General features: G+C 60.0%; 13 protein-coding genes. 11 read left to right on the forward strand and 2 right to left on the reverse strand.

Going from position 1 to position 14507, the window contains the following annotated elements; translation table 11 throughout:
• The first annotated feature begins 145 nt into the window (after positions 1-145).
• From C8N31_RS10590 to C8N31_RS10605, 4 genes are read left to right on the forward strand one after another with little or no spacing between them, the layout of a single operon-like run.
• Positions 146-1114 carry a metal ABC transporter solute-binding protein, Zn/Mn family gene (locus C8N31_RS10590; protein WP_037918834.1) on the forward strand — a complete coding sequence of 323 codons (969 nt, stop codon included), beginning with the start codon at positions 146-148 and terminating at the stop codon, positions 1112-1114.
• A gap of 3 nt (positions 1115-1117) precedes the next feature.
• Entirely contained in the window at positions 1118-1918 is an 801-nt protein-coding gene (locus C8N31_RS10595) for a metal ABC transporter ATP-binding protein (RefSeq protein WP_025049468.1), read from the forward strand.
• Positions 1915-3120 carry a metal ABC transporter permease gene (locus C8N31_RS10600; protein WP_025049469.1) on the forward strand — a complete coding sequence of 402 codons (1206 nt, stop codon included), beginning with the start codon at positions 1915-1917 and terminating at the stop codon, positions 3118-3120. The genes C8N31_RS10595 and C8N31_RS10600 overlap by 4 nt, the downstream gene beginning before the upstream one ends.
• Positions 3117-4046: a metal ABC transporter permease gene (locus C8N31_RS10605; RefSeq protein ID WP_025049470.1), complete on the forward strand. Its 930-nt coding sequence runs from the start codon at positions 3117-3119 to the stop codon at positions 4044-4046. The genes C8N31_RS10600 and C8N31_RS10605 overlap by 4 nt, the downstream gene beginning before the upstream one ends.
• Here C8N31_RS10605 and uraH read toward each other — a convergent pair.
• A complete protein-coding gene (gene uraH, locus C8N31_RS10610; protein WP_025049471.1) occupies positions 4026-4385 on the reverse strand; it encodes a hydroxyisourate hydrolase in 360 nt (119 codons plus the stop codon). The genes C8N31_RS10605 and uraH overlap by 21 nt on opposite strands.
• Before the next feature lie 530 nt (positions 4386-4915).
• Between uraH and puuE the strand changes: the two genes are divergently transcribed.
• From puuE to C8N31_RS10645, 7 genes are all read left to right on the forward strand, one after another.
• Positions 4916-6331 (forward strand): allantoinase PuuE, encoded by a 1416-nt coding sequence (gene puuE / locus C8N31_RS10615; RefSeq protein ID WP_025049472.1) that lies wholly within the window; start codon positions 4916-4918, stop codon positions 6329-6331.
• Complete coding sequence (locus C8N31_RS10620; protein ID WP_025049473.1) at positions 6328-7137, forward strand: bifunctional allantoicase/(S)-ureidoglycine aminohydrolase; 810 nt, start codon at positions 6328-6330, stop codon at positions 7135-7137. Before puuE ends, C8N31_RS10620 begins: the two co-directional genes overlap by 4 nt.
• Positions 7134-7622, forward strand: coding sequence for an ureidoglycolate lyase (locus C8N31_RS10625; RefSeq protein ID WP_025049474.1), 489 nt, complete (start codon positions 7134-7136; stop codon positions 7620-7622). The genes C8N31_RS10620 and C8N31_RS10625 overlap by 4 nt, the downstream gene beginning before the upstream one ends.
• 51 nt (positions 7623-7673) lie before the next feature.
• Entirely contained in the window at positions 7674-8996 is a 1323-nt protein-coding gene (locus tag C8N31_RS10630; RefSeq protein ID WP_025049475.1) for a uracil-xanthine permease family protein, read from the forward strand.
• Positions 8997-9079: 83 nt separating this feature from the next.
• A complete protein-coding gene (locus C8N31_RS10635) occupies positions 9080-10300 on the forward strand; it encodes a urate hydroxylase PuuD (protein ID WP_025049476.1) in 1221 nt (406 codons plus the stop codon).
• A gap of 71 nt (positions 10301-10371) precedes the next feature.
• Positions 10372-12213, forward strand: coding sequence for a DNA mismatch repair endonuclease MutL (mutL, locus tag C8N31_RS10640; protein ID WP_025049477.1), 1842 nt, complete (start codon positions 10372-10374; stop codon positions 12211-12213).
• Positions 12210-13451 (forward strand): DNA recombination protein RmuC, encoded by a 1242-nt coding sequence (locus tag C8N31_RS10645; RefSeq protein ID WP_025049478.1) that lies wholly within the window; start codon positions 12210-12212, stop codon positions 13449-13451. The genes mutL and C8N31_RS10645 overlap by 4 nt, the downstream gene beginning before the upstream one ends.
• Here the strand turns inward: C8N31_RS10645 and C8N31_RS10650 are convergent, their stop codons facing one another.
• Positions 13452-14507, reverse strand: coding sequence for a saccharopine dehydrogenase (locus C8N31_RS10650; protein ID WP_025049479.1), 1056 nt, complete (start codon positions 14505-14507; stop codon positions 13452-13454).

Below are 14507 nucleotides of genomic sequence, written 5' to 3' on the forward strand. Positions count from 1 at the left end.
GCAGGAATAGTGGCCGGTTTGGCCCAAAGTCGGCGGAAAAGCGCACCAAAGGCCCGTGAGTTAGAATGATATTGAGAATTAGTCGCAACAAGCTTGACTTAGTTGAGAATCAATCGCATCTATTACGGCAAGGAGATTGAGTTCTATGGATTCTTTGTCGGTAACACGTCGCGCGGCGCTTTTGGGTGGTCTCGCGGTTTTGGGAACGGCCCGCTTTGCACAGGCGGCTGGCCAGCTGAATATCGTTGCCACCACCGGGATGATTGCCGATGCCACCCGCCGTGTAGGCGGTGATTTGGTGACGGTGCGGGCCTTGATGGGACCGGGCGTTGATCCACATGGCTATCGCCAGACCCGCAGTGACATCGTCGCGATGACCCGTTCGGATCTGGTGCTGTGGCATGGTCTCTATCTCGAAGCGCAGATGGAGCGTTTCTTTGAAGAGCTGGGCGGCAAACGACAAGTCGTCGCCGTGGCGGAGGCCTTGCCGAAAGACAGTTTGCTCAGCCATGCGGACTATGACGGGCGCTACGACCCGCACGTCTGGATGGACCCGGCGACTTGGATTGGTGTGGTTCAAGAGATCACCCGCACACTGATCGCTGCACGGCCAGAACATGCCGCCGCCTTTGAAGCGAACGCGGCAAGCTACACCAAAGAATTGGACGCCTTGGTCACCTATACCGCCGAGGCCCTGCAGCGTGTGCCGCAAGACCAGCGGGTTTTGGTCACCGCGCATGACGCCTTTAGCTATTTTGGCAAAGCCTATGATTTTGAGGTGATCGGCATTCAGGGCATTTCGACCGCCAGCGAGGCGGGACTGAACCGGATCAGCGAACTGGTCGACGTTCTGGTGGAGCGCAACATCGGCGCGGTGTTTGTCGAAACGTCTGTGTCGGATCGCAACATGCGGGCCTTGATTGAAGGTGCCGCCGCACGCGGGCATGAGGTGCGCATTGGGGGATCGCTGTACAGCGATGCAATGGGCGCAGATGGCACTTATGAAGGCACCTATATCGGCATGATTGATCACAACGCGACCACCATCGCCCGTGCGCTGGGCGCGGATGTGGCCCCTGGCGGTATGTCGGGCAAACTGGTGCAGGGGAGTTAAGTCATGTCATTGGATCTGGTCACAACCGACGCATTCGCATCTCAGGAAACCGCCCGTCAGGACAGCCCCTTGGCGATCCGAGGGCTGACTGTATCTTATGGTCAGAAACCTGCGGTCTTTTCTGTCGATATGACGGTTGAGGCGGGCAAGATGACCGCGATCATTGGCCCCAACGGTGCGGGCAAATCCACCATGCTCAAGGCCGCGCTGGGCATCATCAAACCGCTGGCGGGCACAACAACCGTGTTTGGCAAACCGGTGGCGCAGCAACGCCAGAAAATTGCCTATGTGCCGCAGCGGGCTTCGGTCGATTGGGATTTCCCAACGCGGGTGATTGATGTGGTTCTGATGGGGCTTTACCCCAAGCTTGGCCTTTTGGGGCGGGTGCGTGCGGCGCACCGCGAAAAAGCCGAAGATTGCCTTGCCCGTGTTGGCATGCAGGATTTTGCCACCCGCCAAATTGGCCAGCTGTCCGGCGGCCAACAACAGCGGGTGTTCCTTGCCCGTGCCTTGGCACAAGACGCGGAGCTGTATCTGCTGGATGAACCTTTTGCCGGTGTCGATGCCGCCACGGAAAAGGCGATCATCGCGGTTCTGAAATCCCTGCGCGATGCGGGCAAAACCGTAGTGGCGGTGCATCACGACCTCAGCACCGTCGCCGAATATTTCGACAATGTATTCCTGATCAACACCCGCCGCATTGCCGAGGGCAGCGTGGTCAACACCTTTGTCTCGCGGCACCTGCAAGATGCCTACGGTGGTCGCCTTGCCGGTGCGCAGATGGATGCGCTGGCGCTGTCATGATCTTCGACGCATTGCTGTTGCAGCTGGGCTATAACGCCACGCTTGTGACCCTTGGTGCGGCCTTGCTGGGCATGGCTGCCGGCGTCGGTGGCACCTTTCTGTTTTTGCGCAAACGCGCCCTCGTCAGTGACGCGATCAGCCATGCAACGCTGCCCGGTGTGGCGCTGGCGTTTATGGTGATGGTGGCGCTGGGCGGCGATGGGCGTAATCTCATTGGCCTGCTGGGCGGCGCGGCGATTTCCGCGGCGGCTGGTCTGTTGTTGGTTTCATGGCTCAGCTCCAAAACCCGCCTTGCCGAAGATGCCGCCATCGGGTCTGTGCTGTCGGTGTTCTTTGGTTTTGGGATTGTCCTGCTGACCGTCATCCAAACCATGAGCGCAGGACGGCAGGCTGGCCTCGAAGGGTTCTTGCTTGGCTCAACCGCAGGCATGTTGCGCAGCGACGCCTTGGTGATTGCGGTCTCGGCGGCGGTCACGCTGGCGCTGGTGCTGCTGATGCGGCGGCCGCTGACCTTGGCGGCCTTTGATCCTGAATACGGAACCTCCCTTGGCCAGAACGTGCCGCGCACCGATCTTGCGATGATGGGGCTGGTGCTGGCAGTGACGGTTGTGGGTCTGAAGATTGTGGGCCTTATTCTGATTGTGGCGCTGCTGATCATTCCGCCCGTGACCGCGCGGTTTTGGACAGAGCGGACCAATTATGTGGTGTTGATCTCTGGCCTGCTGGGCGGGGTATCGGCCTATATCGGTGCGGCGCTTTCAGCGGCTTTGCCGGATGTGCCAACCGGGCCGATCATCGTGCTGGTTGGTTTTGCCCTGTTTCTGATCTCGCTGCTGTTGGCGCCCCAACGCGGGCTGGTCTCTGCCGTCACACGGCATCTGGGCTATCAGCGGCAGGTGCATCTGCGGCAGGGCCTTTTGGCATTGGCGCATGGCCAACCGATCTACGAACGCATGACACTGCGCCTTTTGCGCAAACGCGGCTGGGCCTTGCCTGACGGCGTTGCCACCCCCGAAGGCAAGGGGCGCGCGGCCAAGGCGATGCGCGACGAAACCCGCTGGCAAGAGATCCGCCGCGATCCGGCGTTTGAAGTGGCAGCATCCCGCTATGACGGGCTGACCGAAATCGAAAGCGTCCTGACCCCAGACCAAATCATCGAAGTGGACCGCCGCATTGGCCGCGCCGGACCGGTGCCCGCATGAACGGCGCTGAATTTGTTCCACTGTCCCTTGTGCCGATGCTGACGGGCATTTTTGTAGCGGTGGCCTGTGCGCTGCCGGGCAATTTCCTCGTGTTGCGGCGGCAGGCGTTGATCGGTGATGCGATCAGCCATGTTGTGCTGCCGGGGATTGTTGTGGCGTTTTTGATCACGGGCGTGGTCAGCACATGGCCAATGTTGCTGGGCGCCGCCGGTGCGGCGGTGGTTGCCGTTGTCGCGATTGAGGCGGTACGCCGCCTTGGCCGGATCGAGGCAGGCGCGGCAATGGGCGTGATCTTTACTGCGATGTTTGCGGGCGGTGTTCTGCTGCTTGAACAATCGGACACATCATCAGTGCATTTGGATGTCGAACATGCGCTTTATGGCAATCTGGAAAGCCTGATTTGGCTGGACGCGACCGGCTGGTCCTCCTTGTGGGATTGGCAGGCGCTTAAGGGTTTGCCGGTAGAGCTGCCGCGCATGGCGCTGACGCTGGTCGTGGTGGCCGCGTTTATCGCGCTGTTCTGGCGGCCCCTCAAGATCAGCACCTTTGACGAAGGGTTCGCCCAGACCATCGGCATGCGCACCGGCCCCTTGGGGCTGGCGCTGGTGATCATGGCGGCGATTGCGGCAGTGGCGGCCTTTGATGCGGTGGGCAGCATTATCGTGATCGCAATGTTCATCTGCCCGCCCGCAGCGGCGCGGCTGATGACCAACCAGCTTGAGCATCAGGTGGCGTGGTCCGTTGTCTTTGCCGTGATCGCGGCGGCTCTGGGCTATGTCATTGCGGGTTACGGGCCACTCTGGATCGGTTTGCAGGATTCGGTCTCGGCGGCTGGCATGATTGCGACCATGTCGGGGATCATCCTAGGGCTTGCTGCCCTATTCGGCCCGCACCGCTTGCGCGGATCAGCTGCCCCGATAGGTTGAATAGCCGAACGGCGACAGCAAAAGCGGCACGTGGTAGTGCGCGTCGCCGTCCGAAATGCCAAAGCGCAACGGGATTTCATCCAGAAACCGCGGATCTTCGGCAGGGGTGCCGATACGGTCCAGATAAGCCCCTGCCTCAAACACCAATTCATAAGTTCCGGTGGCAAACTGCCCTTTGGGCAGGATCGGCGCATCGGTGCGGCCATCTGCATTGGTCTGCATCTGCGCGAGTTTGAGCCGGTTTGTGCCTTCGATCCGGTATAGGGTGATCGTCATCCCCCCGGCGGGCAAACCGCGCGCGGTGTCCAGCACATGTGTGGTCAGATATCCTTGCGACATGGGAACGCTCCTGTTTGTTGCCCCGGAGCGGATGAGGATAGCTGCCCTGCCAGTCAGGTCAATGCAGGGCGGCAAACCGATTCGCGCACTGATTCGCATGTTTTTTGTAAAGTGATTCGTTTTTGCTTTGACCTGCGAATCATCCCTTGCGTATATGGAGGCCCACACCACAGTCAGGATCGGCCAATTGCGTGCCGTGACCTGTGGTCAAACGTCTGGGGGGACGTAACACATGAAATATTGGACCGTTCAGGTCAGATCATTCCGGCAAGGCGGCGGTCAGGCCCGCGCAATGCCAGTGGTGCCGCACTCCCATGCGCCGGGGTTGGCCCCCCGTGGCAGCCTATCCAGCAGTTACAGATTGGCCCGCGTCCGATAACGTTAGACCAAGAACAAGCGCAGATGCATCAGCCATTCTGGCAACGGGTCGCCTCAACGGGCGGCCCGTTGGCGTTTCAGCGTGGAAATTGTCCAATTGCAGCGCTTGCTGGATTTGTGCAGGGTGAAAGGCGCGCAAACAGGATGCAGATATGACCCGCTACCCCAGAGATTTTCGTGGCCACGGCGCAACCCCGCCGGATGCCGGATGGCCCGACGGTGCCCGCGTTGCGGTGCAATTTGTGCTCAATTACGAAGAGGGCGGCGAGAATTGTCTGCTCCATGGTGATGCGGCGTCAGAGGCCTTCCTGTCCGAAATTGTCGGCGCGGCCCCTTGGCCCGGCCAACGCCACTGGAACATGGAAAGCATCTATGACTACGGCGCACGGGCGGGGTTCTGGCGTCTGCACCGCTTGTTCACCGGCGCAGATATCCCTGTCACGGTTTACGGCGTCGCCTCTGCTTTGGCCCGCGCCCCCGAACAGGTCGAGGCGATGAAAGATGCCGGATGGGAAATCGCCAGCCACGGGCTGAAGTGGATCGACTACAAGGACCACAACGTCGCGGATGAACGTGCCGACATCGCCGAAGCCATCCGCCTGCATACCGAAGTTGTAGGGGAAGCGCCGCAGGGCTGGTACTGCGGCCGCACATCGGTGAACACCGTGGCCTTGGCAGCAAAGACAGGCCAGTTTGACTATATCTCTGATACCTATGACGACGATCTGCCCTATTGGACGGAAATCGATGGTCGCGAGCAGTTGATCATCCCCTATACGCTTGATTGCAACGACATGCGGTTCGCCACACCGCAGGGGTTCAATTCGGGCGATCAGTTCTATGCCTATCTGCGCGATACCTTTGATGCGCTTTATGCCGAAGGCACCCAAGGTCAGGCCAAGATGATGTCGATTGGTCTGCATTGCCGTTTGATTGGCCGCCCCGGACGGGTGCAGGCGCTGAAACGGTTTGTCGAGTATATCAAGGGGTTTGAGGGTGTCTGGACCCCGCGCCGCATTGATGTCGCGGACCACTGGCGGGCGGTGCATCCACCCGCGCCGCGCGGCCTGCGGCCCAGCCAATTGTCACGCTCTGATTTCGTGGCGGCCTTTGGCGGGATATTCGAACATTCCGCCTGGATCGCCGAACGGGCGTTTGAGCTTGAACTGGGCCCGGCACATGATTGTGCCGCAGGGTTGCACAACGCTTTGGCGCGGATGTTCCGGTCTGCGACCCGCAACGAACGCCTTGGCGTGCTGACCGCGCACCCGGATCTAGCGGGCAAGCTAGCGGCTGCAAAACGGCTGACAGCGGAAAGCACCGCAGAACAGGCCAGCGCAGGATTGGATGCGCTGACCGATGCAGAACGCAGCCGGTTTGAGGAGCTGAACACCGCCTATGTGGCCAAACACGGCTTTCCTTTCATCATCGCGGTGAAGGATCACGACAAAGACGGCATTCTGCGGGCCTTTGAAACGCGGATCAGCAATGACACCGACACCGAATTTACCACCGCCTGCAAACAAGTCGAACGCATCGCGCGTCTTCGGCTGGAGGATATGTTTTGACCTATGCGTTCCCCCCCGGCGGTCTGCCGGATCAATCCGTTAACCCCGAAGGCGCGGCAATCTTTACCGAAGCCTATGCCGTGATCCCTGCCAGCACCCAGCGCGATATCGTCACCAGCTTTCTGCCCGGGTGGAAAGGCATGCGCATGTGGGTCTTGGCCCGCCCGCTGAGCGGCTTTGCCGAGACCTTTTCCCAATATGCGGTTGAACTGACACCGGGCGGCGGGTCAGACGCGCCCGAAGTGGACGACGAAGCGCAATCGGTGATCTTGGTCACGGCAGGCCAATTGACCCTCAACATCGACGGGAAAACCCATAAGTTGATCGAAGGCGGTTATGCCTACCTGCCACCCGACACTGTCTGGACCCTCTGGAACGATGGTGCGGACTTGTGCAAGTTTCACTGGGTGCGCAAACGCTATGTTGTGGCCGATGGTGTCGATATGCCGACCGCATTCGTGACCTCGGACAAAGACGTTGCCCCGATTGAGATGCCTGACTGCGACGGCGTCTGGGCCACCACGCGCTTTGTCGATCCGGCTGATCTGCGCCACGACATGCATGTGAACATCGTGACCTTTAAGCCCGGCGGGCGCATTCCCTTTGCCGAAACCCATGTGATGGAACATGGGCTGTATGTGCTGCAAGGCACGGCGGATTACCTGCTGAACAAGGACTGGGTGCCCGTTGGCCCCGGTGATTTCATGTGGTTGCGTGCCTTTTGCCCGCAGGCTTGCATCGCCACGGGCAAGGAACCGTTCCGTTATCTGCTGTATAAAGACGTGAACCGTCACATGCCGCTATGAGCCGTGAGATCCGTGCGGAGCCTTTGAGCGCCGAGGCCTTCGCGCCCTTCGGTGATGTGCTGGAGCTGCGAGATGCCCCTGACAAAATGATCAACGCGGGTCTGTGTGGCCGCCATCACGATTTGGCGGCGCTGGACTTTGGGCCAGAAGGCCGTGCCGGGATCAGCCTGTTTGACGCCCAGCCGCGCAGCTTTCCTTACGAACTGACACTGCTTGAGCGTCACCCCGAAGGATCGCAAGCCTTCGTGCCGCTGACAGAACACCCCTTTTTGGTGATTGTCGCACCCGACGTTGAGGGCAAACCGGGCACCCCTCGTGCCTTTCTGACCACCCCGCATCAGGGCATCAATTTCCATCGCGGAACATGGCATGGCGTGTTGACCCCCTTGCATGCGCCGGGGCTATTCGCGGTGGTGGATCGCATCGGAGCGACACCAAATCTGGAAGAAATTTTTCTTGATCCACCGTATATTGTGGTCCCATAGTTGCTGCGACCCGGAAAAACCGGGCGAAAAACAGCAAGTCAGGGACAGAATATGACAGATACCTCCTCATCGGTCGGCTATCACGACCCTTCAAATACACCTCCACTTGGCCAAGCTATACCATTGGGATTGCAGCATGTTTTGGCGATGTTTGCCTCAAACGTCACACCGTCGATTATCGTTGCAGGTGCGGCTGGTCTGGCCTTTGGCGGGACAGAGCAAGTCTACCTTATCCAGATGGCTATGCTCTTTGCCGGGATTGCGACGCTCTTTCAAACTGTCGGTTTTGGGCCAGTTGGTGCGCGGCTTCCGATTATGCAGGGCACGAGTTTTGCCTTTGTTGGTGTGCTGGCGGGGATCGCCGCCACACAAGGCCTCAGCGTGGCACTGACGGCCTGCATCATCGCGGGTGTGATCCACTTCCTGCTTGGTGCGGTGATTGACAAGTTGCGCTGGCTGTTTCCGCCATTGGTCACGGGTTTGGTGATTTTGGCCATCGGCCTTTATCTTATTCCGGTTGCGATCAAATACGCGGCGGGCGGTGCGGCCAAGTTTCAGATGGAAGCCGAAAGCTTTGGCTCGCTGATGCACTGGACCGTTGCCCTTTCGGTGGTGATTGTCGCTCTGGCGCTTAAGTTCTTTACCAAAGGCACGCTGAGCAATGCGGCCATTCTTGTTGGGTTGATCGTCGGTTACATCGTCGCCTATCTCAGCGGTATGGTCAGTTTCGGCGCAGTCTCCAAGGCCAGTTGGTTCACTGCGATCAAGCCACTGCCCTATGGGTTTGAATTCTCTCTGGGTGCGGTGATTGCGGTCACGCTGGTCTCCATCGTTTCGGCGATTGAAACTGTCGGCGATACTTCTGCCACCACCAAAGCAGGCGCCGGGCGCGAAGCCACAGACGCAGAAATCACCGGCGCGACCTATGCTGACGGTTTGGGCACAGCAGTGGCCGGTGTCTTTGGCGGTTTGCCCAACACATCCTTCAGCCAGAACGTGGGCATTGTCGGCATGACCGGCATCATGAGCCGCCATGTGGTGACCATTGGCGCTTTGGTGCTGATCCTATGCGGGTTGGTTCCCAAGATCGGCGCGATCATCGCCTCCATGCCTTTGCCGGTTCTGGGCGGCGGTGTGATTGTGATGTTCGGCATGGTCGCAGCAGCAGGCCTCAACGTGCTGAGCGAGATCAACATGAACCGGCGCAATATGGTGATCATCGCCGTTGCGCTGGCCGCAGGTCTGGGTCTGAACCTTGTGCCAACGGCGGTTCAATATCTTCCGGGTGTTGTAAAAACGTTGGCCACATCGGCGGTTGCCCCAACGGCATTGGTGGCGATTGTCCTCAATCTGGTACTGCCCGAAGAAATCTAGATAAACTCACGGACACGCCCCCTTGCGCGGGCGTGTCTTTCCCGTTCTTGTAGCGGGACATTTTGTTTACCGGAGCTGTCCTCATGTACGATCTCGCCGCCATCTCCAGCTGGATAGAGTTTGCCGTGCGTTGGGTGCATGTGATCACTGGCATCGCCTGGATCGGATCGTCGTTTTACTTCATCGCGCTTGACCTCGGGTTGCACCGCGACCGCAACCTTGCCTCTGGCGCGGATGGTGAGGAATGGCAGGTCCATGGCGGCGGGTTCTACCACATCCAGAAATACCTGATCGCTCCGGACCAAATGCCCGGTGATCTGATCTGGTTCAAATGGGAAAGCTATGCGACCTGGTTGTCCGGTTTTGCCCTGCTGGTACTGGTCTACTACCTGGGCGCGGAGTTCTATTTGGTCGATCCATCGGTGGCCGATATTGGCACGGTGCAGGCGGTTCTGATCTCGCTGGCCTCGCTGACCTTTGGCTGGATCGCCTATGACCAGATCTGCAAAAGCAAGTTTGGCGATGACAACACCCGCTTGATGATCCTGCTTTATGTGATCCTTGTCGGGATGGCTTATTTCTATACCTCAGTGTTTTCCGGCCGTGCGGCGCTGCTGCATCTGGGGGCGTTCACCGCCACGATCATGTCGGCAAATGTGTTCTTTATCATCATGCCGAACCAGCGGATTGTGGTCGCTGATCTACAGGCCGGGCGCACACCCGATGCCAAATACGGCAAGATCGCCAAACAGCGCAGCACCCATAACAACTACCTGACGCTGCCGGTGATCTTTATGATGCTGAGCAATCATTACCCGCTGGCCTTCGCATCCGAGATGAACTGGCTGATCGCGGCATTGGTGTTCCTGATGGGGGTTACGATCCGGCATTATTTCAACACCGTGCATATGCGTGCGGGCAATCCGATCTGGACATGGCTGGTCACGGCGCTGATCTTTGTTGTGATCATGTGGCTGTCCACCGCGCCGATGTTCCAAGCGGAGGAACGTGAGGAGGCGCATGGCCCGGCCCTGCGCTTTGCCCAGGCCGAAGGGTTTACGGATGTGCAGGATATCGTCATGGGCCGATGCAGCATGTGCCATGCCGCCGAACCTGCATGGGAGGGAATGCATTGGCCGCCCAAGGGCGTGCGGCTTGAAACCGAACACCAGATCGCAATGGCAGCCAAGGAAATCTACCTGCAAGCGGGCCTGACCCACGCCATGCCGCCCGCCAACCTCAGCTATATGCAACAAGACGAACGGGCACAGATCATAGCCTGGTACACCGCCGCCACAAAATAGCTGGGGATAACCCCGTTTCGCCCTGATATCCGGGTTTAAGAATCGGCCATTCCCATGCTAGGTTTTGCGCTATGGCGCATCCCAACCCCAACATAAGCGAAAATCAGCCCGTTATCCGGCAATTGGACGACGCCGCGATCAACCGCATCGCCGCAGGTGAAGTGGTGGAGCGGCCCGCCTCTGCGGTGAAAGAGCTGGTGGAAAACGCTGTTGATGCGGGTGCCCGCCGGATCACGGTGGAATATGCGGACGGCGGTAAGACATTGATCCGGGTTACGGATGATGGCTGCGGCATCGCGCCGGATGATCTGCCGCTGGCCTTGTCGCGCCATGCGACCTCCAAAATTGACGGCACGGACCTGCTCAACATCCACACCTTTGGCTTTCGCGGCGAGGCATTGCCGTCCCTTGGCGCTGTGGGCCGGTTGACCATCACCAGCCGCGCCGCAGGTCAGGGCGGTGCAGAGGTCACGGTCAGTGGCGGCAAGATGGGCGCGGTCAAACCTGCGGCCCTGAACAGCGGTACGGTCGTCACCCTGCGCGATCTGTTTTTTGCAACGCCGGCGCGGCTCAAGTTCATGCGCACCGACCGCGCCGAGGCGCAGGCGATTGGCGATGTGGTCAAACGTCTGGCAATGGCAGAGCCTTTTGTGCAGATCGTGCTGCGCGACGTTTCAGGCGATGGCGCAGGGCGCGAGGTGTTTCGCGCCGACGCTGAACAGGGCGAATTGTTCGATGCGCTGCATGGTCGTTTGGCGCGGGTGTTGGGGCGCGAATTTGCTGATAACTCGCTGCGCATTGATGCGGAACGCGAGGGGCTGCACCTGACCGGTTTTGCCGCGCTGCCGACCTATTCGCGCGGCTCTGCGGTGGCGCAATACCTGTTCGTGAATGGCCGTCCGGTGCGGGATAAACTGCTGACCGGTGCCTTGCGCGGCGCCTATTTCGATTTCCTCAGCCGTGACCGCCACCCGGCAGCGGCGCTGTTTCTGGACTGTGACCCAACGCTGGTGGATGTGAACGTGCATCCTGCAAAATCCGAGGTGCGGTTTCGCGATCCCGGTCTGGCGCGGGGGCTGATCGTTTCGGCGCTGCGTCATGCGCTGGCCAACGCCGGGCACCGGGCCTCAACAACCGTGGCCGGTGCGACCTTGGGCGCGATGCGGCCTGAACCTACCGGCGCAAGGGTCTACCAGATGGATCGCCCCTCAGCGGGCGCCCGGCAGGCGGCCTATGAGGGGCAAGCGCCCGGATTTGCCGAAACCGCTGGCATGTGGGGGCGGGTCGATAGCCCGCCGCAAGAGATGGTCGAAACCGAAGAACCGGCGCAGCATTACCCGCTGGGCACGGCACGCGGTCAGGTCCATGAAAACTACATCATCGCGCAGACCGAAACGGGCATGGTCATTGTCGATCAGCACGCGGCCCATGAACGGCTGGTCTATGAGAAACTCAAAAACCAGATGGCCGAAAACGGCGTTGCGGCGCAGGCGCTGCTGATCCCCGAGATTGTGGAGCTGTCCGCTGGCGATTGTGCGCGGCTATTGGAACTGGCCGATGAGTTGCAGAAATTCGGGCTGGGGATCGAAGCGTTCGGCGGCAGTGCCATCGCAGTACGCGAAACGCCCGCGATCCTTGGCACGGTGAATGCCCGCGCGTTGGTGCTGGATATTCTGGATGAGCTGGCCGACCAGAACGACAGCAACATCCTGCAAGCGCGGATCGAGGCGATCCTCAGCCGCATTGCCTGCCACGGCTCTATCCGGTCGGGCCGCTGGATGCGGGCCGAAGAGATGAACGCGCTGCTGCGCGAAATGGAGGCGACCCCGCATTCAGGCCAGTGCAACCACGGACGCCCCACTTACGTAGAACTCAAGCTGGCCGATATTGAACGGCTTTTTGGACGGACATGATCACAATCGCAGGGCAGACATATCAATGGGGTGATCCGCAGGTTACGGCGGCGCTGATCGGGGCGGGGGTGATCGTTCTGATCCTGATCCTGCTGATCATGGCGGTGCGGGCAGCGGGGCGTTCGGCCCAGATGGCCGCGCCGCTGGCGCAGCAGATGCAGATCCTTGGCGGCCATGTGCAACAGCTTGGCGCAGGCCAAGAACAATTGCGCGGTGGTTTGCAGACGGTGTCGGACACTCAAGCCAACGCGCAGGCCCAGATGATCCAAAGCATCGAATTGCGCATGGCAAACGTGCAGCAACAGATGCAGGATCGTCTGGCGGACAACGCCGCCAAATCCGCGCGGTCTTTGGCCGAGATGCAGGAACGAATGAACCACACCCTGCACGGCTCGGCCAAGCAGACGACCACCAGCTTGACGCAGTTGCAGGAACGGCTGGCCGCGATCGACAAGGCGCAGGACAATATCACCAAGCTGAGCGGAGATGTCCTTAGCCTTCAGGATATTCTCAGCAACAAGCAGACCCGCGGTGCCTTTGGCGAGATCCAGCTACATGACATCGTGTCCAAGGCGCTGCCGTCCGACAGTTACAGCCTGCAAGCCACCCTTTCCAACGGCAAACGCGCCGATTGCCTGATCCATCTGCCGAACCCTCCGGGGCCGATTGTGATCGACAGCAAATTCCCGCTGGAGGCCTATGAAGCGCTGCGCAATGCCAAGACGGATTATGAGTTGAAAGAGGCCGTGGCCAAGATGAAAGTCTCGGTTAAGACCCATATCAAGGCGATCTCGGAAAAGTATATTTTGGACGGGGAAACCGCCGATGGCGCGTTGATGTTCCTGCCATCCGAGGCGGTCTATGCCGAGTTGCACGCCAACTTCCCCGAGCTGATCCGCGATGGATTTGCCGCGCGGGTCTGGATCGTTTCGCCGACCACCTGCATGGCCACGCTCAACACCATGCGGGCCATTCTCAAGGATGCGCGGATGCGGGAACAAGCCGGCGCGATCCGCAAGGAACTAGGCGCGTTGCATGGTGATGTAGAACGGTTGGTGACCCGCGTTGGCAACCTCGACCGGCATTTTGGTCAGGCCCGCAAGGACGTGGACGAGATCATGATCAGCTCTGAAAAGGCGGCCAAACGCGCGGGCCGCTTGCACAACTTTGATTTTGAAGAACTGTCCAGGGATGGCGCGGAAACCACCGTGGTCCCGCTGACCAAACCTGACGTCTGATCACACCGCAGCGAGATGTTTGGCAAAGGTCGCTTCGGCCCGCGCCCAGACACCCGCCTGATCCCCCGCCAATGACCGCAGTGTCGGCAGCAATTGCCCGGCGTAGTCCTGCGCGCTTTCAAGCGGCAGCATTGACGGCAGGTTATCAATGGCCGTGACATCCAACGGCGGATCATCATGCACCCGCAGCGCCGGTTCCGCCCAAGTGGTGGTCTTGTCATAGACCTGAACGGGGTTGAAATCGCTGTCCGGATCGCAGGCCACATCGCCAATCACCCGCAGTTTGCGCAGGCTGGCTGGCGCATCAGGGCGCACGAAGGGCGGCGTGTTCGGGCCGGCCAAAATGCAGTTGAAGAACAAGGTGTGATCCAGAATTTCCGGGAACGGCCCGCCATGTGCCGTTTCGGCCATGTCCCATCCGGTGACGGTGACGTCCATCGCTTTGCACAGGTCCGCAGCGCCGGTGCCAACCCGCCCCAATGCGCCGATAATCAGCGCATCGGGGGCCTGATCCATAAACGGGGCCAGTTCCTTGCGCAGGGCGGCTTTCATTGCTTCGGCATTCGGATAGGGGGCGACCGGTCCGGCCATCTCGCCGCGTTGCTGTGCAGCCCAACATTTGAGAGCAACCGCCGCCCCGGCAAAGCCTGCCCAATACCCAAACGCCGCCACGCGTCGCCCGTTTTCATCGGTCAGATATTCCAGATCCAGCAAGGTACCGCCGCCCGCCTTGAACCGTTTGAGCAAGGCCTGTCCGGCAGATTGCCCTTTGAAAGCATGACCAAACATGATGTGTCGGTGCGGCAGCGGTGTGCCGTCTTCGGGCAGTTCCTTGAGGCCAAAGATGATCGCATCAACGGGGGCATCGGGCCAGCTGTAGGCTGGCGCAATGGTGCACCCGGCGTCTGCGTAATCCTGCGTTGCAATCACCCGGCTGTCTGACACCTCAACCGTCACGGTAAATCCGGCGGCAAGCAAATCTGCCGCGCCCTCGGGGGTCAATCCGACACGGGTTTCATTGTCGCGCTGTTCGGCGCGGACCCATAGATGTGGCAT

Origin of the sequence: Sulfitobacter mediterraneus (genome assembly GCF_003054325.1) — a bacterium.
Lineage (GTDB): Bacteria > Pseudomonadota > Alphaproteobacteria > Rhodobacterales > Rhodobacteraceae > Sulfitobacter > Sulfitobacter mediterraneus.

What these genes read in the sequence shown, in the direction of transcription:
- C8N31_RS10590 (WP_037918834.1), top strand. Translation starts at nt 146, where the DNA reads ATGGATTCTTTGTCGGTAACACGTCGCGCGGCGCTTTTGGGTGGTCTC.
- C8N31_RS10595 (WP_025049468.1), top strand. Translation starts at nt 1,118, where the DNA reads ATGTCATTGGATCTGGTCACAACCGACGCATTCGCATCTCAGGAAACC.
- C8N31_RS10600 (WP_025049469.1), top strand. Translation starts at nt 1,915, where the DNA reads ATGATCTTCGACGCATTGCTGTTGCAGCTGGGCTATAACGCCACGCTT.
- C8N31_RS10605 (WP_025049470.1), top strand. Translation starts at nt 3,117, where the DNA reads ATGAACGGCGCTGAATTTGTTCCACTGTCCCTTGTGCCGATGCTGACG.
- uraH (WP_025049471.1), bottom strand. Translation starts at nt 4,385, where the DNA reads ATGTCGCAAGGATATCTGACCACACATGTGCTGGACACCGCGCGCGGT.
- puuE (WP_025049472.1), top strand. Translation starts at nt 4,916, where the DNA reads ATGACCCGCTACCCCAGAGATTTTCGTGGCCACGGCGCAACCCCGCCG.
- C8N31_RS10625 (WP_025049474.1), top strand. Translation starts at nt 7,134, where the DNA reads ATGAGCCGTGAGATCCGTGCGGAGCCTTTGAGCGCCGAGGCCTTCGCG.
- C8N31_RS10630 (WP_025049475.1), top strand. Translation starts at nt 7,674, where the DNA reads ATGACAGATACCTCCTCATCGGTCGGCTATCACGACCCTTCAAATACA.
- C8N31_RS10635 (WP_025049476.1), top strand. Translation starts at nt 9,080, where the DNA reads ATGTACGATCTCGCCGCCATCTCCAGCTGGATAGAGTTTGCCGTGCGT.
- mutL (WP_025049477.1), top strand. Translation starts at nt 10,372, where the DNA reads ATGGCGCATCCCAACCCCAACATAAGCGAAAATCAGCCCGTTATCCGG.
- C8N31_RS10645 (WP_025049478.1), top strand. Translation starts at nt 12,210, where the DNA reads ATGATCACAATCGCAGGGCAGACATATCAATGGGGTGATCCGCAGGTT.
- C8N31_RS10650 (WP_025049479.1), bottom strand. Translation starts at nt 14,507, where the DNA reads ATGCCACATCTATGGGTCCGCGCCGAACAGCGCGACAATGAAACCCGT.